Here is a 20,489-nt window from a genome sequence, read left to right as displayed (position 1 = left end):
CACCGCTACAAAATCAGATCCAGATGCAGATACTCGGCCACTGTCTGCGCCGTGGGGCTTTTCAGGTAAGGGACGCGGCCCAGGCACGGGGCGGGCAGGCGTTCGGCCAGGGTGGCCAGGTTTTCTTCCAGGCGCGCGGTCTTCGGGTCGACGATATTGGCCACCCAGCCGGCCAGGTGCAGGCCGTCGCGGGCGATGGCTTCGGCGCTGAGCAGGGCATGGCTGATGGCGCCCAGGCGCACGCCGACCACGAGGATGACCGGCAGCTTCAATGCCATGGCCAGGTCGGACAGGTTGGCCTGGTCGGACAGTGGCACCCGCCATCCCCCAGCGCCTTCGATCAAGGTGAAGTCGGCGTTCTGCGCCAGCACCTGGCGCATGGGCGTCAGCAGCGAACTGACGGTCAGTGCGACACCGGCTTCGCGGGCCGCCAGATGCGGTGCGATGGCCGGCTCGAAGGCGACCGGATTGACCTGCTCGTACTTGAGCTTGATCGAACTTTCGGCCATCAGCGACAGCGCATCGCTGTTGCGCAAGCCCTTGGGCGTGACCGCGCAACCTGAAGCCACCGGCTTGGCGCCCAGGGTGCTCAGGCCTTTCAAGCCTGCGGCGTGCAGCAGGCCGGCAGCCACGGTGGTTTTGCCGATATCGGTATCGGTGCCGGCGATGAAGTAACTGGCGCTCATCAACTGTGTCCTTGGTCGGCGGGTTTGCGCAGCACAGCGTAGACCACTTGGTAGGTCGCTGGCAGCCCCGCCGGGGTGCGAAAGGCTTCATAGGCCTGGATCAGCCCCAGCATGCGCGCGCGCCCCGTAAGGCCGCCAGGGCGCCCGGGGTTGAGATTGTGCGCGCCCAGGGCTTTGAGCTCATGGGTCAGGCCGCGCACGTCGGCGTAGTGCAGCACGTGCGGCAGGCTTTCCAGGCTCAGCACCTGCAGGCCGCTGGCGGCGCACAGGCGCCGATACTCGTCCAGTTCGCGGAAGCGGTTGACGTGGACCATGCCATCGACCGCTCGCCAGCTCTGGCGCAGTTCGCCAAGCGTGCCCACGCAGAGGCTGGCGAAGGCCAATACACCGCCCGGCTGCAGGGTTCGCCAGGCCTGGGCCAGCACCGCGGCGAAATCGCTGCACCATTGTACGGCCAGGCTCGAGTAGATCAGGCCGCAGCTCTGATCGCGCAGCGGCAGGTGCTCGGCGTCACCGGCCACGTAGCAGTGGGCGCCGCCCTGTGGACGGGCATGGGCGAGCATGCCTTCGGCGATATCCAGTGCTACCCCTTCGGCGCCCATGAAGCGCTGCGCCAGCGCCCGGCTGAAATAACCGGTGCCGCTGCCCAGGTCCAGCCAGCGCGAGGGTTGCAGATCGGCCGGCAGGCGGTCCAGCAGCGCATGACCCACGTCACGCTGCAATTGCGCAACGCTGTCATAACTGGCCGCCGCCTTTGAAAAAGACGCCGCCACCAGACGTTTGTCCGGCGCCTCGATTGTGCGAAGCACATTCATTTCAATCATCCCCACTTTCATGCAGAAACGCCTGGATCGCGCCGGCCACCCCATGCGGGTCCTCCAGCAGGAAGGCGTGACTGGCCTGCTCGATCAAGCCGATCTCGACATCGGGCAACAGCGCCAGCAGTTCGCCTGCCACCTGGGCAGGTACCAGCGAGTCCTGTCCGGCGAACAGGTGCAGTTGGGGCCCGGCAAAGCGTTGCAGTGCCGCGCGGGTATCCAGGCTGGCCAGCACGCGCAAGCCGTCGACCAGATGCGCTGCAGTGGCCAGCGGCGCGGCGGCGCCGAGCAGGCGAGAGAGTCCGCGCGGATCCTGTGAACCTTGAGCGCAGAGCAAGGCGAAGCGCTTGAGGGTGGCTTTCGGATCAACTTCGCAACCGCTCAGGAAGGCCGTGAAGGTTGCCTCAGGCATGGCGCTGAGCCAATCGTGGTGGGCGACGAAGCGGCTGTTGCTGGCCAGGGTCACCAGCCCGCAGCAACGATCACCTCGGCGCGCCGCCAGTTCGGCGGCAAGCATGCCGCCCATGGACCAGCCGCCCAGCCAGGTATCCTCGGGTATGGCATCGTCCAGCTCGTCGAGCCAGTCCTCGAGATCGGCACTGTCGGGCTCGGGCAAAGGTTGCAGGTGCACGCGCAAATGCGCGTCCAGGCCCTGCAGCGCAGCGGCCAGAGGTTCGAGGGGCGAGGTTCCCAGTGCCCAGCCAGGCAACAGGATCAGACGATCACGCATGGTCAGCCTCCAACAGCGGATAGCACTCGGCCAAGGCTTCGAGCAGCCGTTGCACCTGCGCCTCGCTATGGGCCGCCGAGAGGGTCACCCGTAGCCTGGCGCTGCCGGCAGGCACCGTCGGTGGGCGGATGGCCGTCACCAGCAGGCCGCGCTCGCGCAGCAGACGCGACAGCTGCAGGGCCCGCCGTGCGTCACCTATGAGGATAGGCTGAATGGGCGTGAAGCTGTCCATCAGCGTCAGGCCCAGCTGGTGGGCACCCTGGCGGAACTGGGCGATCAATGCGGCCAGGTGCTCGCGGCGCCAGTGTTCGCTGCGCAGCAGTTCCAGGCTGCGCAAGGTGGCGCAGGCCAGGGCCGGTGGCTGGCTGGTGGTATAGATATAGGGGCGGGCGAACTGCACCAGGGTTTCGATGAGTTCCTCGCTGCCGGCCACGAACGCACCCGAAGTGCCGAAACCCTTGCCCAGCGTACCGATCAGCACAGGCACATCGTCCAGGCCCAGGCCGAAATGCTCGACGATGCCGGCGCCTGTGGCGCCCAGCGTGCCGAAGCCATGGGCATCGTCGACCATCAGCCATGCACCCCTGGCCTTGGCGGTGGCGGCCAGGGTCGGCAGGTCGGCGATGTCGCCGTCCATGCTGAACACCCCGTCGGTCACCACCAGGGTGTTGCCGCAGGCTTTGTCCAGCCGACTGCTCAGGCTGCCGGCATCGTTGTGCAGGTAGCGACTGAAACGAGCGCCGCTGAGCAGGCCCGCATCCAGCAGCGAGGCATGGTTGAGACGGTCTTGCAGTACCGTGTCGCCTTGCCCGACCAGCGCGGTGACCGTGCCCAGGTTGGCCATGTAACCGGTGGAAAACAGCAACGCCCGAGGTCGGCCCGTGAGTTCAGCCAACGCCTCTTCCAGCGCATGGTGGGGGCTGCTGTGGCCGATGACCAGGTGCGATGCACCGCCGCCCACCCCCCAGCGTTCGGCGCCATCGCGCCAGGCCTTGATCACCTGCGGATGGTTGGCCAGGCCCAGGTAGTCGTTGTTGCAGAAAGCCAGCAGTGGCTGGCCGTCGACCACCACCTGCGGCCCTTGTGGGCTTTGCAGCAAGGGCCGCTGACGGTACAGATCGGCGGCACGGCGTTCGGCCAGGCGCGCCTGGAGATCGAAGGGCATGGGGGCCTCGATGACTGGGAAATGAACGCCGGCTTCAGAAGCCGGCGTGTCGATCACGCCGAAGCGGCGTCGTAGAACAGCTCGCTGCTTTTCTGTTCTACCAATGCCTGCTCGATAGCCGCCTGATGCACTTCATCGGCGTGCTCCTGGCCGGCCTCGGGCTGGATGCCCAGACGGGCGAACAGCTGCATGTCCTTGTCGGCTTGCGGGTTGGCGGTGGTCAGCAGCTTGTCTCCGTAGAAGATCGAGTTGGCACCGGCGAAGAACGCCAGGGCCTGCATCTGCTCGTTCATCGCCTCGCGGCCAGCTGACAGGCGCACATGGGACTGGGGCATCAGGATGCGCGCCACGGCCAGCATGCGAATGAAGTCGAAGGGGTCGATATCCTCGGCGTTTTCCAGCGGCGTACCGGCGACCTTCACCAGCATGTTGATCGGCACCGATTCCGGGTGCTCCGGCAGGTTGGCCAACTGGATCAGCAGGCCGGCGCGATCGTCCAGCGACTCGCCCATGCCCAGGATGCCGCCTGAGCAGATCTTCATCCCCGCATCGCGCACATAGGCCAGGGTCTGCAGGCGCTCGCCGTAGGTGCGGGTGGTGATGATGCTGCCGTAGAACTCCGGCGAGGTGTCCAGGTTGTGGTTGTAGTAGTCCAGGCCCGCGTCGGCCAGCGCCTTGGTCTGGTCTTCGTCGAGGCGACCCAGGGTCATGCAGGTCTCCAGGCCCATCGCCTTGACCCCAGCGACCATCTGCAGCACGTACGGCATGTCTTTGGCCGACGGGTGCTTCCACGCCGCGCCCATGCAGAAGCGGGTGGAGCCGATGGCCTTGGCGCGAGCGGCTTCCTCGAGCACCTTCTGCACTTCCATCAGCTTTTCTTTTTCCAGACCGGTGTTGTAGTGGCCCGACTGCGGGCAGTACTTGCAGTCTTCGGGGCAGGCACCGGTCTTGATCGACAGCAGGGTCGAGACCTGTACGCGGTTGGCATTGAAATGCGCACGGTGCACGGTCTGCGCCTGAAACAGCAGGTCGTTGAACGGCTGCACGAACAGCGCCTTGACCTCGGCCAGGGTCCAGTCGTGACGAAGGGTTGCAGTTGTGCTGGCGCTCATCGGCGATTCCTTGTTTATGCTTGGGCTGGCGCAAGGAACGGTGGAATGTCCACAGGCGCGGCACGGCTATTGAGTCGAATGCTGGCATGATTAAGGAAGCGTTATGGGCTGTCAACCGCTATGGAATAGTCAGGTTTACAACTGGTTAAAAAACATTCAGGTTTGTTTGCTGTGTGATGAGCCGTCCGATAACCCCTACGGTGCCTGCGAAGCCTGTGAGCGCGAATTGCCTTGGCTCGACGAGCAATGCGCGGTGTGCGCGCTGCCGCTGGCAATGGCCGGGCTGACCTGCGCCCCGTGCCGGCGTCGGCCACCGGCCTTTACCAAGGTCGAAACGCCTTGGCATTACGGCTTCCCCATCGACAGCCTGATCAGCCGTTTCAAGCACAGCAGCCAGTGGCCGTACGGGCGCTGGTTGGCCGAAATGCTGGGGCACTGGCTGCTTCATCGTTTCAACGAGGACCTGCCTCGGCCGCAGTGGCTGCTCCCTGTGCCCATGGGCCGCAAACGACTGCGCCAGCGAGGTTTCAATCAGGCCGAGATGCTCGCCGGCTGGCTGTCTTCGGCGCTGCATATCCCTTGCGACGCAAGCCTGGTGCAGCGCCCGCGGGAAACCCAGGCCCAGCAAGAGTTGGGGGCCAAGGCGCGGCGAAGCAACCTGCAGGCGGCCTTCGCGCTGCGCCCTGGGGCGTGCGTGAAAGGCCTGCACGTGGCGCTGGTGGACGATGTGCTGACCACAGGGGCCACCGCCCAGGCCCTGGCGACCCTGCTGCGCAGCGCTGGCGCGGCCCGTGTCGATGTTTACTGTCTGGCGCGCACGCCCAAGCCCGAGTAGCCTTGTTCCATGACCTTGCCCACAGTGCTGACCCAACATATCGCCCGCCGCCCGCAACGCATCGAGTTGCTGCGCCATATCGCCGAGCAGGGCTCGATCACCCGTGCCGCCAAAGCCGCGGGGCTTAGTTACAAAGGCGCGTGGGATGCCATCGATGAACTGAACAACCTGGCACTCACCCCGCTGGTCGAGCGAGTGGTGGGCGGCAAGGGGGGCGGGGGGGCGCGGCTCTCTGGCGAAGGACAACGGGTGCTGCGCCTGTACCAGAAGTTGCAGGCGCTGCAGGCTCAGGTCCTGGTGGCCGCCGAGGATGCCGGCGATCTGGATCTGCTCGGTCGCCTTATGCTGCGCACCAGCGCCCGCAATCAGTTGCACGGCCGCGTCGCAGGCATCGTCAGCCAGGGCCGCAACGATCTGATCACGTTGGACCTGGGCGGCGGCTTCAGCCTCGGCGCGCAGATTACCCATGACAGCACCCTGACCCTGGAACTGGAAGCGGGCACTGCCGTGGTGGCGCTGATCAAGGCGGGCTGGTTGCACGTGCAGCCCGTGGGGCAGGCGGTCGCCCACGGTTGCAACGACCTTCGCGGCCATGTCGAGCAGATACTCGATGACGCCCAGGGCCCCAGCGAAATCCGCGTGACCCTGGCCAATGGTCAGACGCTGTGTGCACTGGCCCAGGCGTGCGCCGTCAAAGTGGGCGAGGCGGTCTCGGTAAGCTTCGACCCCGCCCACGTGCTGCTCGGCACGCCGCTCTAGCGTTCGCGCTCCGGCGCCTCGAAACACCCGGTGTTTATCATTCGTCGCTGCACTGCGAGAGGCGGCCCCGGCTGCTTGTCAGGCGGGTATTGACTTTGAAACAGCGTAAACGTATGTTTCAAACAGCTGTTTGATAGCGGCAACGTGTCGCAGGTCAAACCCCCCCGGAATTCATCTGCAGAGGTTTCTCGCTATGCCTGATTACAAGGCCCCCTTGCGTGATATTCGCTTCGTACGTGACGAACTGCTTGGCTACGAGGCGCACTATCAAAGCCTTCCAGGTTGCCAGGACGCAACGCCGGACATGGTCGATGCGATCCTGGAAGAAGGCGCGAAGTTTTGTGAGCAGGTGCTGGCGCCGCTGAACCGTGTGGGGGATATCGAAGGCTGCACCTGGAGCCCGGAAGGGGTGAAGACCCCCACCGGTTTCAAGCAGGCCTATCAACAGTTCGTCGAAGGTGGCTGGCCGAGCCTGGCCCATGATGTCGACCACGGCGGCCAGGGCCTGCCCGAGTCGCTGGGGCTGGCGGTCAGTGAAATGGTCGGTGGCGCGAACTGGTCCTGGGGCATGTACCCCGGCCTGTCCCACGGCGCCATGAACACCATCTCCGCGCACGGCACCCCAGAGCAGCAGGAGGCCTACCTGACCAAGCTGGTGTCCGGCGAATGGACCGGCACCATGTGCCTGACCGAGCCGCACTGCGGTACCGACCTGGGCATGCTGCGCACCAAGGCCGAGCCTCAGGCCGACGGCTCGTACAAGGTCTCCGGCACCAAGATCTTCATTTCGGCCGGTGAACACGACATGGCCGACAACATCGTCCACATCGTGCTCGCCCGCCTGCCCGATGCCCCGGCCGGTACCAAGGGCATCTCGTTGTTCATCGTGCCCAAGTTCCTGCCCAACGCCGACGGTTCGGTTGGCCAGCGCAATGCCGTGAACTGCGGCTCGCTGGAACACAAGATGGGCATTCACGGCAACGCCACCTGCGTGATGAACTTCGACGCCGCCACCGGTTACCTGATCGGCCCGGCGAACAAGGGCTTGAACTGCATGTTCACCTTCATGAACACCGCACGCCTGGGGACCGCGCTGCAAGGTCTGGCCCACGCCGAAGTGGCGTTCCAGGGCGGTCTGAAATACGCCCGTGACCGCCTGCAGATGCGCTCCCTGACTGGCCCCAAGGCGCCGGACAAGGCCGCCGACCCGATCATCGTGCACCCCGATGTACGGCGCATGCTGCTGACCATGAAAGCGTTCGCCGAAGGCAACCGCGCCATGGTGTACTTCACCGCCAAGCTGGTCGATGTGCTCAAGTACAGCCAGGACGAGGAAGAGCGCAAGCGCGCCGACGCCTTGCTGGCTTTCATGACCCCGATCGCCAAGGCGTTCATGACCGAAGTGGGCTTCGAAGCCGCCAACCATGGCGTGCAGATCTACGGCGGGCATGGTTTCATCGCCGAGTGGGGCATGGAACAGAACGTGCGCGACAGCCGTATTTCCATGCTGTACGAGGGCACCACGGGTATCCAGGCGCTCGATCTGCTGGGCCGCAAGGTCCTGATGACCCAAGGTGAGGCGCTCAAGGGCTTCACCAAGATCGTGCACAAGTTCTGCCAGGCCAACGAAGGCAACGAAGCGGTCAGCGAATTCGTCACGCCGCTGGCGCAATTGAACAAGGAATGGGGCGAACTGACCATGAAGGTCGGCATGGCGGCCATGAAGGACCGCGAGGAAGTCGGCGCGGCGTCGGTGGACTACGTGATGTACTCCGGCTACGCCTGCCTGGCCTACTTCTGGGCCGACATGGCGCGCCTGGCGAGCGAGAAGCTGGCGGCGGGCGAGGGCGATGCGGCCTTCTACAAGGCCAAGGTACAAACTGCACGCTTCTACTTCCAGCGCATCCTGCCACGCACCCGTGCCCATGTGGCGACCATGCTTTCGGGCGCGGGCAACCTGATGGACATGGACGAGGAACATTTCGGCCTGTCCTACTGACGGCGGCTTTGACCTGCCTGGGCAGGTTCATGCGGCGGTGACCGCAGCGGGGCGCAAGCCATCGCTGCGGTCACCGCCGTTTTGGTTTGCATGATTCAACAATTTCCGCACCCGGCCGATACAAATGCAGGCACAATGCCATACTGGATCTGCCGGGTCGGAGCAAACCCTTGCCACGTTCAACCGCCATACGTCTGAGCCACTTCCTGCCCTCGCTGCTGTTGCTGCTGGCCGGGTTGGCGGCCGCTTACGTCCGTGATCTGAATGTGTTCTTCACGTCACTGTTCAATGTGCTGCCCACCTTGGTGCTGCTGCTCGGCGGTACGTACTGCGCCGTATACCGTCGCCAGCGCGAACTGTTTCTGATGGCGACGGTGTATATCGCCTACTACCTGCTCGACACCCAGACCGACTACTACCGTGACAATGCGAGCCTGCGCGACGACGCCGCCGTGGTGTTCCATCTGTGCTGCTTGCTGCTGCCGATCCTGTATGGGCTGTACGCGGCCTGGCAGGAACGCACGCACCTGTTCCAGGACATGGTCGCGCGGGTTGCCGTGTTGCTGGCCGTGGGCGGTGTGGCCCTGGGGCTGGAACAGAGCTTCCCCGAGCCCTTGCTCAACTGGCTGGCAGAAATTCGCTGGCCCGCCCTGCACGGTCAATGGATGAGCCTGATCCAGTTGGCCTACCCAACGTTCTTCATCGCCTTCGTGGTGCTTGCGGTGCAGTACGTGCGCCAGCCGCGGCCCTTGCATGCGGCGCAGTGGGTAGGTCTGCTGGGCCTGTTCTGGGCCCTGCCGAAAACCTTCATCCTGCCGTTCACGCTCAACATCATGTGCAGCCAGGTCATGTTGATGATCGCCGTGGCGGTGGCCCACGAGGCCTATCAAATGGCTTTTCGCGACGAGCTGACGGGGTTGCCGGGACGCCGAGCGTTGAACGAGCGGATGCAGCGGTTGGGGCGCAACTATGTGCTGGCGATGACGGATGTGGATCACTTCAAGAAATTCAACGACACCCATGGTCATGACGTCGGCGATCAGGTGTTGCGGCTGGTGGCCAGCAAGCTGTCCAAGGTGACCGGCGGCGGACGCGCCTATCGCTATGGCGGCGAGGAGTTCGCCCTGGTATTCGCTGGCAAGACCCTGGAAGAGTGCCTGCCGCACTTGGAGGCGGTGCGCGAGTCGATCGCCACCTATAACATTCGGCTGCGCAACGCCGATCGCCCCAATGATGACCAGCAGGGTCGCCAACGCCGCCGCGGTGCCGGCTCGGACAGTGTGTCGGTGACCATCAGTATCGGCGGTGCCGAGCGCCTGCTGGAACACCGGGGGCCGGAAGAGGTGCTCAAGTCCGCTGACCAGGCGCTGTACTCGGCCAAGAGCGCAGGGCGTAACTGCGTGGTGGCCTTCCAGCAGAACCGGCGGGGAGCGGTCAGGCACTGATCGGCAGGAGGGGGCATCCGTTGTCTGTTCCGGCCCCATCGCGGGTAGAACCCGCTCCCACAGGGGATTTGGGTGGGCCTGGTCCATTTGCAGGGTTTACACAACCCCCTCTGTGGGAGCGGGTTCTACCCGCGATGGCGTCCGCAAGATCCCCCACCCAACCCCTGACTGATCCTGACCTATCAGTCATAAACGGACGCTATGTCTCCAAAAAGTTGTTGGGCTACACTGGCGCCATTCCGTGTCCCGATTCCTTTGCGAGGTTGCCATGGCTGACTATAAAGCGCCCCTGCGCGATATGCGCTTTGTTCTCAACGAAGTTTTCGATGTCGCCAGCCTGTGGGCGCAACTGCCTGGCCTGGCCGAGGCGGTCGATGTGGAAACGATGGACGCGATCCTCGAGGAGGCGGGCAAGGTCACCGGCAAAACCATCGCGCCGCTGAGCCGCAGCGCCGACGAGGAAGGCTGCCACTGGAACGACACCGTGGTCACCACCCCGGCCGGCTTCATCCAGGCTTATGGCACCTACGCCGAAGGCGGTTGGGTTGGCGTGGGCGGCGATCCGCAGCACGGTGGCATGGGCATGCCCAAGGTGGTTTCCGCGCAGGTCGAGGAAATGGTCAACTCCGCCAGCCTGGCTTTCGGCCTCTACCCGATGCTGACCGCCGGCGCCTGCCTGTCCATCAACGCTCACGCCAGCGAAGAACTCAAGGCCACCTACCTGCCCAACATGTACTCGGGCCAGTGGGCCGGTTCCATGTGCCTGACCGAAGCCCATGCCGGCACCGACCTGGGCCTGATCCGCACCAAGGCCGAACCCCAGGCCGACGGCAGCTACACGGTCAGCGGCACGAAGATCTTCATCACCGGTGGCGAGCACGACCTCACCGAAAACATCATTCACCTGGTGCTGGCCAAGCTTCCCGACGCACCCCCCGGCCCCAAGGGTATCTCCCTGTTGCTCGTGCCCAAGTTCATGGTCAACGCCGATGGCAGCCTGGGCGCCCGCAACGCCGTGAGCTGCGGCTCGATCGAGCACAAGATGGGCATCCAGGCCTCGGCCACCTGCGTGATGAACTTCGACGGCGCTGTCGGCTACCTCGTTGGCGAGCCGAACAAGGGCCTGGCGGCCATGTTCACCATGATGAACTACGAGCGGCTGGGCGTCGGCATCCAGGGCCTGGCGTCGGCTGAGCGCTCCTATCAGAACGCCGTGGAATACGCCCGCGACCGCCTGCAGAGCCGCTCGCCCAGCGGTGCGCAGAACAAGGAGCAGATCGCAGACCCGATCATCGTGCACCCCGATGTGCGCCGCATGCTGCTGACCATGAAGGCCAGCAACGAAGGCGGTCGAGCCTTCTCCACCTATGTCGCCATGCAACTGGACACGGCCAAATACAGCGAGGATGCCGCCACGCGCAAGCGCGCCGAAGACCTGGTGGCGCTGTTGACGCCCGTGGCCAAGGCATTTCTCACTGACCTGGGGCTGGAAACCACGGTGCATGGCCAGCAGATCTTCGGCGGCCATGGCTATATCCGTGAATGGGGTCAGGAGCAACTGGTGCGCGACGTGCGCATCACCCAGATCTACGAGGGTACCAACGGCATCCAGGCTCTGGATCTGATGGGCCGCAAGGTAGTGGGTTCGGGTGGGGCGTTTTATCAGCTGTTCTCCGACGAAATGCGCGCGTTCATCGCCAGTGCCGACGGCACGCTCGCCGAGTTCAGCAGACCGTTGGCAGCGGCTGTGGATAACCTCGATGACCTGACCAACTGGGTACTGGACCGAGCGCGCAGCAACCCCAGCGAGATCGGCGCGGCGTCTGTGGAGTATCTTCAGGTGTTCGGCTACACCGCCTACGCCTACATGTGGGCGCTGATGGCCCGAGCGGCGCTGGGCAAGGAATCCCAGGACAGCTTCTATGCCAGCAAGCTGGGCACCGCACGATTCTATTTCGCCCGGCTGTTGCCACGCATCCATTCGCTGACGGCATCGGTGAAAGCCGGGAGCGAGTCGCTGTTTCACCTGGAAGCGGAGCAGTTCTAACGATGTAAGCTTTGGCTTACATATCGTGGTGTCGTTTGGCTATATCGCTGGATTGGATCCGAAGTTAATCTTGTTTCCAAGGACGTAGCGCAGGATGCGCCTAGAGATAACAGGGACACGTAGGATTTCTGCCAGGGTGGCGGATGGAAATGGATGTCTTGGGAAACAGTCTGCAAAACCCCGCTTCGGCGGGGTTTTCTTTTTTCTGGGGTTTGGGTTTGGATCGGTGGGGTCTGATCCCCTCACCCCAGCCCTCTCCCTGTGTTCGTACCGGGGACATGGTGGACACATTGTTCGGACACATGGTGGACACTTTTTAATATGACGCATCGCTCACTAGGAGATGTGATGTGTCTTGGAAAGAGGTGTCCGCCGTGCAACTTCGCACCGCATTCGTATCGTTGGCGCAGGCCCCTGGAGCTAACCTCAGGGCCCTGTGCAAGCAGTTCAGTATCAGTCCCACGACTGGCTACAAGTTGCTTCGTCGATTCGAGAGTCTCGGGGAGAAAGGGTTGGAGGAGCGCTCTCGGCGTCCGCGGTCCTCACCTAATCAGTCCACTGTCGAGGCCGAGCGACTCATCCTTGCGCTCAACATCGAGCACCCAGGCTGGGGCGCTCGCAAGCTCAAAAGCTTCCTTGAGGCGCGCAACCACGCAATGCCCGCCGTCAGTACGGTGCACGCCATCCTTAAACGCAACGAGCGCATAGATCCAGCTGCCGCGCTTATCAAGCCGTTTATCCGCTTCGAGCATGAGCGACCCAATGACCTGTGGCAGATGGACTTCAAGGGCCACGTGCCGATGCGCGTTGGTCGCTGCCATCCCCTGACCGTGCTGGATGACCACTCCCGCTTTTCCTTGGCGATCGCGGCCTGTGGCGACGAGCGAGCGCGCACTGTGCAGGGCCATCTGATCGAGCTGTTCCGCCGTAGCGGGCTTCCCAGGCGCATGATGATGGACAACGGCGCGCCTTGGGGCGACGAGCCTGACGCCTACACCTGGCTTGAAGTCTGGCTCATGCGCCAAGGCATACAGGTCGGGCACTCGCGCCCTTATCACCCTCAAACTCAAGGCAAGCTTGAGCGGTTACACGGCTCACTGAAAATGGAGTTACTCGACAGGCTTTGCCTGATCGATCTGGTGACCGCGCAGCAGACGCTGGATATCTGGCGAGAGATGTACAACAACGAGCGTCCCCACGAATCGATCGGGCTGATGGTACCGGCGTCGCGCTACACGCCCAGTCTGCGGCGTTACCAGGAGCACCAGCCAGAAATCGAGTACGACCGGGGCGCTGATGTAAGGAAGGTCCAAGGCAAGGGAGAAATCTACTGGGAGGGCTGTGTGCTGCGCTTGGGCAGAGCCTTTATCGGAGAGCGGGTTGGGATCATGGAAGGTCGTGAAGATGGCAAATACGATGTCCTGTGGGCAGGACATCGTATCGCTCAAATTGACAGGCAGGCCAAGACTGTAATATCAGGGAAATCGCTCCGCTAACTGTCCACCATGTCTCCGAACGAGGGGGGAAAAAGTGTCCACCATGTCTCCGGTACGAACACCCTGAGGGAGAGGGGGCAGTACGGTGGTGTTGCGGATATAGGTGATCTGCTTTTAGCTCCCTCTCCCCCAGGGAGAGGGCTGGGGTGAGGGGACCAGACGCCACCCATCCCCCCACATCCCCCACCCTACTTCCCCGCCGGCTTCAACAACGCCTGCGCTGCCTTCGCCAGATCCGGCGGGAGGAAGTCCTTGTCCGGGTTGTAGTCAGCCTTGAGGTACCGCGCCAGATCCTGCAGATCCCCCGGGCTCAATGTCCCCGCCGCCTGTTTCAACCGCAGGTTGTCGAGAATGTAGTCGTAGCGCGTGTTGTTGTAGTCGCGTACCGAGGCATACAGCTGGCGCTGGGCATCCAGTACATCGACGATATTGCGCGTACCCACCTGATAGCCGATCTCGGTGGCCTCTACCGAACTCTGGTTGGAGATGATCGACTGCTTGCGCGCCTGTACCTGCTCCACATCGGTGTTCACCGCCCGGTGCAGGTTGCGGGTGTTTTCCACCACCTGGCGGCGCAGGCTCTCGCGTTGCTGCTCGCTCTGGGTCAGCCGTGCGTACGCCTCGCGTACCTGGGAGCTGGTCAGTCCGCCACTGTAGATCGGGATGTTCACCTGTACGCCGATGCTGCGCTGGGACACGTCGCTGCCGTAGGACACGCCCTGGATAGGCGCCGGGTTGCTGAACCCCAGATTGTCGTTGTCACCCTTCTGATACTGCGCCACGGCGTCCACCGTGGGCGCGTGCCCGGCCTTGCGCTGGCGCAGGGTTTCTTCGGCGGCATCAACGGCGTAGTTGCTGGCCTGCAGGTTGAGGTTCTGCTGTGACGCCGTGTCCACCCAGGCCCGCGCGTCGTTGGGAATCGGCGCCAGCACCGGCAATGTGTGGACGATGCCCTGAATCGAGTTGTACTCGCGGTTGGTCAGGGTGATCAGCGCCTGGAACGCGTCGTCCACCTGGCGCTGGGCAATGATCCGATTGGCCCGCGCAGTGTCGTAGCTGGCCTGGGATTGCAGGGTGTCGGTCTTGTCCGACAGGCCGACGTTGAAGCGCTCCTGGGATTGATCCAGCTGGCGCTTGAAGGCGTTTTCCTCGGCCCTGGCGGTGGCCAGGTTATCTTGCGCGCGCAACACGGAAAAGTAGCTCTCGGCGCTTTGCAGGATCAGATTCTGCTCGGTGGCCGAAAGCTCCAGTGCCGCCTGCTCATCCACGGCCTTGGCGGCCTTGAGCTGGAACCAGCGGTCGGCGCGGAACAAGGGCTGGCTCAGTTGTGCGCGGTACGAGGTGCCGCTGCGGTTGTACACCGCCGAGGGCTGATCCAGCGATGTGCGGGTGTTGTTCACGTCCATGCCACCGGACAGGTTGGGCAGCAGCCCGGCGCGGGCCTGGGGCACCAGTTCGCTGCGGGCCGCATAGTCGGCGCGAGAGGCAGCGAGGTCGGCGTTGTTGAGCACCGCTTCCTGGTAGACGCTGACCAGGTCGGTCATGCTCGCCAGCGGCGCCTGTTGCGCCAATGCCAGGCCTGGAATTGCACTGGAAACGGCCAGGGCCAGCGAGAGTGTGCGCAGCATGGGGCAATCCTTGGTCTGAAAAGAGTGTCTGGGGCAGGGCGAGTGTAGATCGCGGCGGGTCTGGCAACAATCGGGCAGACCGGCCAATTATCCAGACATGCACGCGGGGCTTGGCGTTCCCTGCCCAGGGCGTCTATGCTGTGCACGTTCTTGTCGGGGTGCCTTGCGAAGAGGCTGAGATCGGATAATCCGGATCCCGTTGAACCTGATCAGGTTAGCGCCTGCGTAGGGAACAAGATTTCTCGTCCTCCCGGCGAGTCCTCTTGTGCTTCGTCCGGGATATTGCGCATTTTTTGCACAGCACCTCTCGTACAAGCACAGCATCCGTTCACAGGGTGCGTCCGTGCCTTTCAGGTTCGCTCCGACATTCCACTGCTGGATGCTGTCTGGAGAGCCTGTGATGAGTACAAAACTAAAAAACACCGCCCATTTGAGCGAGTCGGCCCAGGTCGATCAACAATCGGTTCAGCCGTTTACCCGTTCCCGCAAAGTCTATGTGCAGGGCTCGCGCCCGGACATTCGTGTGCCCATGCGCGAGATCAGCCTCGATGTCACGCCGACGGATTTTTCCGGAGCGAACGGCGGTGGGGAGATCAACGCGCCGGTTACCGTTTATGACACTTCCGGCCCCTATACCGATCCCAGCGTCAGCATCGACGTGCGCCAGGGTCTGGCCGACGTGCGCTCGGCCTGGATCGACGACCGCGGCGACACCGAACGCCTGCCCGGCCTGAGCTCGAACTTCGGCCAGCAACGCCTCAACGACGAAGAACTGACCCAACTGCGCTTCGCCCACGTGCGCAACCCGCGCCGGGCCAAGGCCGGGGCCAATGTCAGCCAGATGCATTACGCTCGCCAGGGCATCATTACCGCCGAGATGGAATACGTCGCCATCCGCGAAAACATGAAACTGGCCGAGGCCCGCGCTGCTGGTCTGCTCAAGGACCAGCACAAGGGCCACAGCTTCGGCGCCAGCATTCCCCAGGAAATCACCGCCGAGTTCGTCCGCGAGGAAGTCGCCCGGGGTCGCGCGATCATTCCTGCCAACATCAACCACACCGAGCTGGAGCCGATGATCATCGGCCGTAACTTCCTGGTGAAGATCAACGGCAACATCGGCAACAGTGCCTTGGGCTCCTCCATCGAGGAGGAAGTGGCCAAGCTGACCTGGGGCATTCGCTGGGGCTCGGACACGGTGATGGACCTGTCCACCGGCAAGCACATCCACGAAACCCGCGAGTGGATCATCCGCAACTCGCCGGTGCCGATCGGCACGGTGCCCATCTACCAGGCCCTGGAAAAAGTCGGCGGCGTGGCCGAGGACCTCACCTGGGAGCTGTTTCGCGACACCTTGATCGAACAGGCCGAACAAGGCGTGGACTACTTCACCATTCACGCCGGCGTGCTGCTGCGCTACGTGCCGCTGACCGCCAAACGGGTGACCGGTATCGTCAGCCGTGGCGGCTCGATCATGGCCAAGTGGTGCCTGGCGCACCATAAAGAAAACTTCCTGTACACGCACTTCGACGAGATCTGCGAAATCATGAAGGCCTATGACGTCAGCTTCTCTCTGGGTGATGGCCTGCGCCCCGGTTCCATTGCCGACGCCAACGACGAGGCGCAGTTCGGTGAGCTGGAGACCCTTGGCGAACTGACCAAGATCGCCTGGAAGCACGACGTGCAATGCATGATCGAAGGCCCTGGCCATGTGCCGATGCAGTTGATCAAAGAGAACATGGACAAGCAGTTGGAGTGCTGCGACGAGGCACCGTTCTACACCCTGGGCCCGCTGACCACGGACATCGCGCCGGGCTACGACCACATCACCTCGGGCATCGGTGCAGCCATGATCGGCTGGTTCGGCTGCGCCATGCTCTGTTATGTGACGCCCAAGGAACACCTGGGGCTGCCGAACAAGGATGACGTCAAGACCGGCATCATCACCTACAAGATCGCCGCCCACGCCGCGGACCTTGCCAAAGGGCATCCCGGTGCGCAGCTGCGCGACAACGCCTTGAGCAAGGCCCGTTTCGAGTTTCGTTGGGAAGACCAGTTCAATCTGGGCCTGGACCCAGACACGGCGCGGGCCTACCACGATGAAACCCTGCCCAAGGACTCGGCCAAGGTCGCGCATTTCTGCTCGATGTGCGGGCCCAAGTTCTGCTCGATGAAAATTACCCAGGAAGTGCGTGAGTACGCGGCGAATCAGAAGATCGAGGCGGTGGACCTGAGCGTGGAGCAGGGCATGCGCGAGCAGGCGCAGCGATTCAAGCAGGAGGGGAGCCAGTTGTACCAGAAAGTCTGACGGCGTCTGGTCCCCTCTCCCCAACGGCTTTTAGCCCCCTCTCCCTCAGGGAGAGGGCTGGGGTGAGGGGACCCTTCACCACCACCCCAAACCCAACCACCCACCCGAGCATCCCCAAATTGACCACCCCCAACAGCTACTCCCCCGATCTAGCGGTCCCCACCGCCCAGCGCGTACTGGGCGGCCGTGATCTGTTCTCGTTGTGGTTCTCCCTGGGCGTCGGCCTCATGGTGCTGCAGACCGGCGCCTTGCTGGCCCCCGGTCTGGGCCTGTCCGGCGCGTTGGCGGCCATTGCCTGCGGCACCCTGGTCGGCGTCTTGCTGCTGGCCTCGGTAGCCGTCATCGGCAGCGACACCGGCCTGTCCGCCATGGCTGCCCTGCGCCTGACCCTGGGCCGCGGCGGCGCCAGTGCGCCAGCGCTGCTCAACCTGCTGCAACTGATCGGCTGGGGCTCGTTCGAAATCATCGTCATGCGCGACGCCGCCAGTCTGCTGGGCGCACGGGCCTTCGGCGACGGTAGCCTGTGGACCAGCCCACTGCTCTGGACCGTGCTGTTCGGCGGCCTTGCCACGCTGCTGGCGGTGACCGGCCCGCTGACCTTCGTGCGCAAGGTCTTGCGCAAATGGGGGATCTGGCTGCTGCTGGGCGCCTGCCTGTGGCTGACCTGGAACCTGTTTGCCAAGGCCGATCTGGTTGCGTTGTGGAACACCGCCGGTGACGGCTCCATGCCCTTGGCCGTGGGCTTCGACATCGCCATCGCCATGCCGCTGTCCTGGCTGCCACTGATCGCCGACTACTCGCGCTTCGGCAAGCGGGCGCGCAGCGTATTCGGCGGCACGGCGGTGGGCTTCTTCATCGGCAATTTCTGGCTGATGAGCCTGGGCGTGGCCTACACCCTGGCCTTCGCCCCGAGCGGCGAAGTCAATGCGCTGCTGTTGGCACTGGCCGGCGCGGGCCTGGGTATACCGCTGCTGCTGATCCTGCTGGACGAGTCCGAAAACGCCTTCGCAGACATCCACTCGGCTGCGGTCTCCACCAGCCTGCTGTCAGGTCTGAAGGTCGAGCACCTGGCCCTGGCAATCGGCGTGCTGTGCACCTTGATCGCGTGCTTCGCACCGCTGGCGCAGTACCAGAACTTCCTGTTGCTGATCGGCTCAGTGTTCGCGCCACTGTTCGGCGTGGTGCTGGTGGACCACTTCATCCTGCGCAAGCGTGCGGTTCCGGCAGCCCATTCGGCGCTGCGCTGGACCGCGTTGCTGGCATGGCTGGGCGGCCTGTCAACCTATCACCTGCTGGCCAACCTCTACCCCGAGGTGGGCGCGACCCTGCCAGCATTGCTGCTGGCTGGGCTGTTGCAGTACCTGCTCGGCCGGGCGATCAGCCGCGGCCCGGAAACAGCTCAGGCTTGATCACGCCGTTGAGGCGCGGATAGGCGATCCTCAATTCCGGGTGACCCATGGCGTACGGGGCGATGGAGTACACGTCGTACTTCAGGACCACGGCGCCATAGGTCAGGGCAATGTTCGGGGTTTGCTGGAACGGCCACTGGCGAATGAACTCGGCATCCTTGTCCAGCTTGGCGCCCACCAGCCAGCCGCGATGGGCTTCCTCGGCCGCTTGCCAGAAGGCACGTTCCTGACCTGGCACCAGCATGTCCTGCAAGGTCAGCTCGCGATGTTCGCGGCGCGACCAGTTGATGAAGCCACGTCCCGGCATGCCGTGGGCGCCACCGGTGGACAGGTAGCTCGACACCTCGATCACCACGATACCGTCATGCTGCTCGCGTACCTTGGCTTGCAGATAGCTGCTGTAGCCAGGCTGTGCGCTGCGCAGGAACTGTTCCTCGTAAGCCTTCAGGGTACTGGGCAGCTGGGCGTCCGGGGTGTTCATGGTCATCTTGCGCAGGCGCTGGTCGATGGCGGCGTCCAGGCCAGGCTCGTCGGGAAAGCGCACCACGTCGATGTTCACCAGCGGGCAATCCTGCGCCGAGCAGCCAGGCTTGAGGTGTTCGAACGCGTCGCGCTCGGCTTTCAGAGGCGCACGGTAGTTGGGCTGGAACAGGCTCGAACAGGCGCCCAGGGTCAAAGCGAGGCAGGCCATGGAGGTGAGCTTCAAAAACGACATGGTGGTCCTTGGCTAGGAGACGGAATTGTCGTGGTTGGACTGTCGGTCAGGCCTTCAGTTCGCCACGGCCGATAATCTTAATGCCTGGGCCGCCAACCGCCTATCCTGAGGCTTGAAGGTTATCGTCAAAGGGGCTGCAAAGCGGCTTGATCGCAGTTAGGATGGCCCGACGCTGCACGCACGAGTACGAGGTTTTCCATGGCAGATGCATCCCATTCGGTGCCCACGGCGGTCGAGATCGTCAAGCGCGAGCCTTGCTTCAAGGGCTTCTACAAACTGGACAAGCTGTTCCTGCGTCATGAGCTGTTCAATGGCGGCATGAGCAAGGAAATCAGCCGCGAACTGTTCGTGCGCCACGATGCCGTGTGCATGCTGCCCTACGATGCCAAGCGCGACGAACTGATCCTGATCGAACAGTTTCGGGTCGGTGCCATCGGCAAGGTCGACAACCCCTGGCTGATCGAAATGGTCGCCGGCCTGATCGACAAGGACGAAGCGCCCGAGGAAGTGGCGCGACGCGAAGCGGTGGAGGAAGCGGGCCTGGACGTGCAGGCCCTGTGGCCGATCACCAAGTACTTTCCCTCGCCGGGTGGCAGTGACGAATACGTCCATCTGTATCTGGGCCGTTGCTCCAGCGAAGGGGCGGGCGGTCTGCACGGGCTGGAAGAGGAAGGTGAAGACATTCGCGTGAAGGTCTGGGCGTTCGACGACGCTCTGCAAGCCGTGCGCGACGGCAGAATCATCAACGCGGCGGCGATCATTGCCATCCAGTGGCTGGCACTGAACCGCGACGAAGTCAGGGGGCTGTGGTCGTGAACCTGTTGCGCGAGCGCTACCGTGTCGATCTTGTCGGGCTGCAGGCGGCCTGCGAGGCCAACTATGCCCGCCTGATGCGCCTGCTGCCGGACATGCGCGAGCAGCAGCTGTCGCGCCGCATCGCCATGACCCAGGCCGACCAGATGCTCGGTGTGCTCACCCTCGAGGTGCTGCTGGCGTGCCCCTATACCACCACTCTGCGTGTACGTCAGGAACACAGCCTGCCCTGGCTGCCGGTGCCGCAGATGGAAGTGCAGGTGTATCACGATGCGCGCATGGCCGAGGTCATCAGTGCCGAACATGCACGTCGGTTTCGCAGCGTGTATCCCTACCCCAACGAGTCGATGCACCAGCCTGACGAAAAGGCTCAGCTCAACTTGTTTCTCGGTGAATGGCTGAGCCACTGCCTGGCTTGCGGACATGAGTACGAGGCGGTCCGCTAGGCCGGGTTGTACCTGCGCTGCCAGGGTGATTGCCCGATTGTCGCTTCCCCACCATAATCCAAGCGATCCCCCTGCCAGGAG

General features: G+C 63.6%; 17 protein-coding genes and 1 riboswitch. Of the genes, 10 read left to right on the top strand and 7 right to left on the bottom strand.

From position 1 onward, the window contains the following. Positions 1-5: 5 nt before the first annotated feature. The 5 genes from bioD to bioB are packed head-to-tail and all read right to left on the bottom strand — an operon-like array spanning position 6 to position 4,511. Entirely contained in the window at positions 6-686 is a 681-nt protein-coding gene (bioD, locus tag B3397_RS21255; RefSeq protein WP_296253760.1) for a dethiobiotin synthase, read from the bottom strand. Next, a complete protein-coding gene (gene bioC, locus B3397_RS21250) occupies positions 686-1,510 on the bottom strand; it encodes a malonyl-ACP O-methyltransferase BioC (RefSeq protein WP_296253759.1) in 825 nt (274 codons plus the stop codon). Before bioC ends, bioD begins: the two co-directional genes overlap by 1 nt. Next, positions 1,503-2,234: an alpha/beta fold hydrolase gene (locus B3397_RS21245; RefSeq protein WP_296253758.1), complete on the bottom strand. Its 732-nt coding sequence runs from the start codon at positions 2,232-2,234 to the stop codon at positions 1,503-1,505. The genes bioC and B3397_RS21245 overlap by 8 nt, the downstream gene beginning before the upstream one ends. Continuing rightward, positions 2,227-3,399 carry an 8-amino-7-oxononanoate synthase gene (gene bioF / locus B3397_RS21240; protein WP_296253757.1) on the bottom strand — a complete coding sequence of 391 codons (1,173 nt, stop codon included), beginning with the start codon at positions 3,397-3,399 and terminating at the stop codon, positions 2,227-2,229. The genes B3397_RS21245 and bioF overlap by 8 nt, the downstream gene beginning before the upstream one ends. A gap of 53 nt (positions 3,400-3,452) precedes the next feature. Further along, positions 3,453-4,511, bottom strand: coding sequence for a biotin synthase BioB (bioB, locus tag B3397_RS21235; protein WP_296253756.1), 1,059 nt, complete (start codon positions 4,509-4,511; stop codon positions 3,453-3,455). 103 nt (positions 4,512-4,614) lie between these two features. Between bioB and B3397_RS21230 the strand changes: the two genes are divergently transcribed. From B3397_RS21230 to B3397_RS21205, 6 genes are all read left to right on the top strand, one after another. Further along, positions 4,615-5,346 (top strand): ComF family protein, encoded by a 732-nt coding sequence (locus tag B3397_RS21230; protein WP_296253755.1) that lies wholly within the window; start codon positions 4,615-4,617, stop codon positions 5,344-5,346. Positions 5,347-5,355: 9 nt separating this feature from the next. After that, positions 5,356-6,105, top strand: a complete 750-nt coding sequence (locus B3397_RS21225) for a TOBE domain-containing protein (protein WP_296253754.1) — start codon at positions 5,356-5,358, stop codon at positions 6,103-6,105. Between the two features lie 193 nt (positions 6,106-6,298). Further along, positions 6,299-8,104: a phenylacyl-CoA dehydrogenase gene (locus B3397_RS21220; protein ID WP_296253753.1), complete on the top strand. Its 1,806-nt coding sequence runs from the start codon at positions 6,299-6,301 to the stop codon at positions 8,102-8,104. 170 nt (positions 8,105-8,274) lie between these two features. After that, positions 8,275-9,549, top strand: coding sequence for a GGDEF domain-containing protein (locus B3397_RS21215; protein WP_296253752.1), 1,275 nt, complete (start codon positions 8,275-8,277; stop codon positions 9,547-9,549). Between the two features lie 268 nt (positions 9,550-9,817). Next, positions 9,818-11,596 carry an acyl-CoA dehydrogenase C-terminal domain-containing protein gene (locus B3397_RS21210; RefSeq protein ID WP_296253751.1) on the top strand — a complete coding sequence of 593 codons (1,779 nt, stop codon included), beginning with the start codon at positions 9,818-9,820 and terminating at the stop codon, positions 11,594-11,596. 350 nt (positions 11,597-11,946) lie between these two features. Continuing rightward, positions 11,947-13,092 (top strand): IS481 family transposase, encoded by a 1,146-nt coding sequence (locus B3397_RS21205; protein ID WP_296253750.1) that lies wholly within the window; start codon positions 11,947-11,949, stop codon positions 13,090-13,092. Positions 13,093-13,280: 188 nt separating this feature from the next. Here B3397_RS21205 and B3397_RS21200 read toward each other — a convergent pair whose 3' ends face one another. Continuing rightward, on the bottom strand, positions 13,281-14,720 hold the full coding sequence (locus B3397_RS21200) for a TolC family outer membrane protein (RefSeq protein ID WP_296253748.1): 1,440 nt from the start codon (positions 14,718-14,720) through the stop codon (positions 13,281-13,283). Between the two features lie 144 nt (positions 14,721-14,864). Then, positions 14,865-14,969, top strand: a riboswitch (TPP riboswitch). Between the two features lie 151 nt (positions 14,970-15,120). Here B3397_RS21200 and thiC point away from each other — a divergent pair. Then, entirely contained in the window at positions 15,121-17,025 is a 1,905-nt protein-coding gene (gene thiC / locus B3397_RS21195) for a phosphomethylpyrimidine synthase ThiC (RefSeq protein ID WP_296253746.1), read from the top strand. Between the two features lie 119 nt (positions 17,026-17,144). Next, positions 17,145-18,434, top strand: coding sequence for a putative hydroxymethylpyrimidine transporter CytX (gene cytX / locus B3397_RS21190; RefSeq protein WP_296253744.1), 1,290 nt, complete (start codon positions 17,145-17,147; stop codon positions 18,432-18,434). On the opposite strand, the gene B3397_RS21185 is transcribed toward cytX, so the two are convergent. Then, positions 18,403-19,149 carry an RsiV family protein gene (locus B3397_RS21185; RefSeq protein WP_296253743.1) on the bottom strand — a complete coding sequence of 249 codons (747 nt, stop codon included), beginning with the start codon at positions 19,147-19,149 and terminating at the stop codon, positions 18,403-18,405. The two genes, cytX and B3397_RS21185, sit on opposite strands and share 32 nt — an antisense overlap. A gap of 198 nt (positions 19,150-19,347) precedes the next feature. On the opposite strand from B3397_RS21185, the gene B3397_RS21180 reads away from it, so the two are divergent. Continuing rightward, the gene (locus tag B3397_RS21180; protein WP_296253742.1) at positions 19,348-19,965 is read left to right on the top strand and encodes an NUDIX domain-containing protein; all 618 of its coding nucleotides are present in this window, start codon (positions 19,348-19,350) and stop codon (positions 19,963-19,965) included. Next, on the top strand, positions 19,956-20,408 hold the full coding sequence (locus B3397_RS21175; RefSeq protein ID WP_296253741.1) for a DUF1249 domain-containing protein: 453 nt from the start codon (positions 19,956-19,958) through the stop codon (positions 20,406-20,408). The genes B3397_RS21180 and B3397_RS21175 overlap by 10 nt, the downstream gene beginning before the upstream one ends. The last annotated feature ends 81 nt before the right edge of the window (positions 20,409-20,489 follow it).

The sequence above is a fragment of the Pseudomonas sp. UBA4194 genome (genome assembly GCF_002379585.1).
In the GTDB taxonomy this organism is placed as follows: domain Bacteria; phylum Pseudomonadota; class Gammaproteobacteria; order Pseudomonadales; family Pseudomonadaceae; genus Aquipseudomonas.
The sequence above is the reverse complement of the archived record's forward strand: the minus strand, read 5'-3'. Positions and strand labels throughout refer to the sequence as shown.

What these genes read in the sequence shown, in the direction of transcription:
- B3397_RS21230 (WP_296253755.1), top strand. Translation starts at nt 4,615, where the DNA reads ATGGGCTGTCAACCGCTATGGAATAGTCAGGTTTACAACTGGTTAAAA.
- bioD (WP_296253760.1), bottom strand. Translation starts at nt 686, where the DNA reads ATGAGCGCCAGTTACTTCATCGCCGGCACCGATACCGATATCGGCAAA.
- B3397_RS21180 (WP_296253742.1), top strand. Translation starts at nt 19,348, where the DNA reads ATGGCAGATGCATCCCATTCGGTGCCCACGGCGGTCGAGATCGTCAAG.
- B3397_RS21245 (WP_296253758.1), bottom strand. Translation starts at nt 2,234, where the DNA reads ATGCGTGATCGTCTGATCCTGTTGCCTGGCTGGGCACTGGGAACCTCG.
- B3397_RS21225 (WP_296253754.1), top strand. Translation starts at nt 5,356, where the DNA reads ATGACCTTGCCCACAGTGCTGACCCAACATATCGCCCGCCGCCCGCAA.
- bioC (WP_296253759.1), bottom strand. Translation starts at nt 1,510, where the DNA reads ATGATTGAAATGAATGTGCTTCGCACAATCGAGGCGCCGGACAAACGT.
- B3397_RS21185 (WP_296253743.1), bottom strand. Translation starts at nt 19,149, where the DNA reads ATGTCGTTTTTGAAGCTCACCTCCATGGCCTGCCTCGCTTTGACCCTG.
- bioF (WP_296253757.1), bottom strand. Translation starts at nt 3,399, where the DNA reads ATGCCCTTCGATCTCCAGGCGCGCCTGGCCGAACGCCGTGCCGCCGAT.
- B3397_RS21210 (WP_296253751.1), top strand. Translation starts at nt 9,818, where the DNA reads ATGGCTGACTATAAAGCGCCCCTGCGCGATATGCGCTTTGTTCTCAAC.
- bioB (WP_296253756.1), bottom strand. Translation starts at nt 4,511, where the DNA reads ATGAGCGCCAGCACAACTGCAACCCTTCGTCACGACTGGACCCTGGCC.
- B3397_RS21200 (WP_296253748.1), bottom strand. Translation starts at nt 14,720, where the DNA reads ATGCTGCGCACACTCTCGCTGGCCCTGGCCGTTTCCAGTGCAATTCCA.
- B3397_RS21220 (WP_296253753.1), top strand. Translation starts at nt 6,299, where the DNA reads ATGCCTGATTACAAGGCCCCCTTGCGTGATATTCGCTTCGTACGTGAC.
- thiC (WP_296253746.1), top strand. Translation starts at nt 15,121, where the DNA reads ATGAGTACAAAACTAAAAAACACCGCCCATTTGAGCGAGTCGGCCCAG.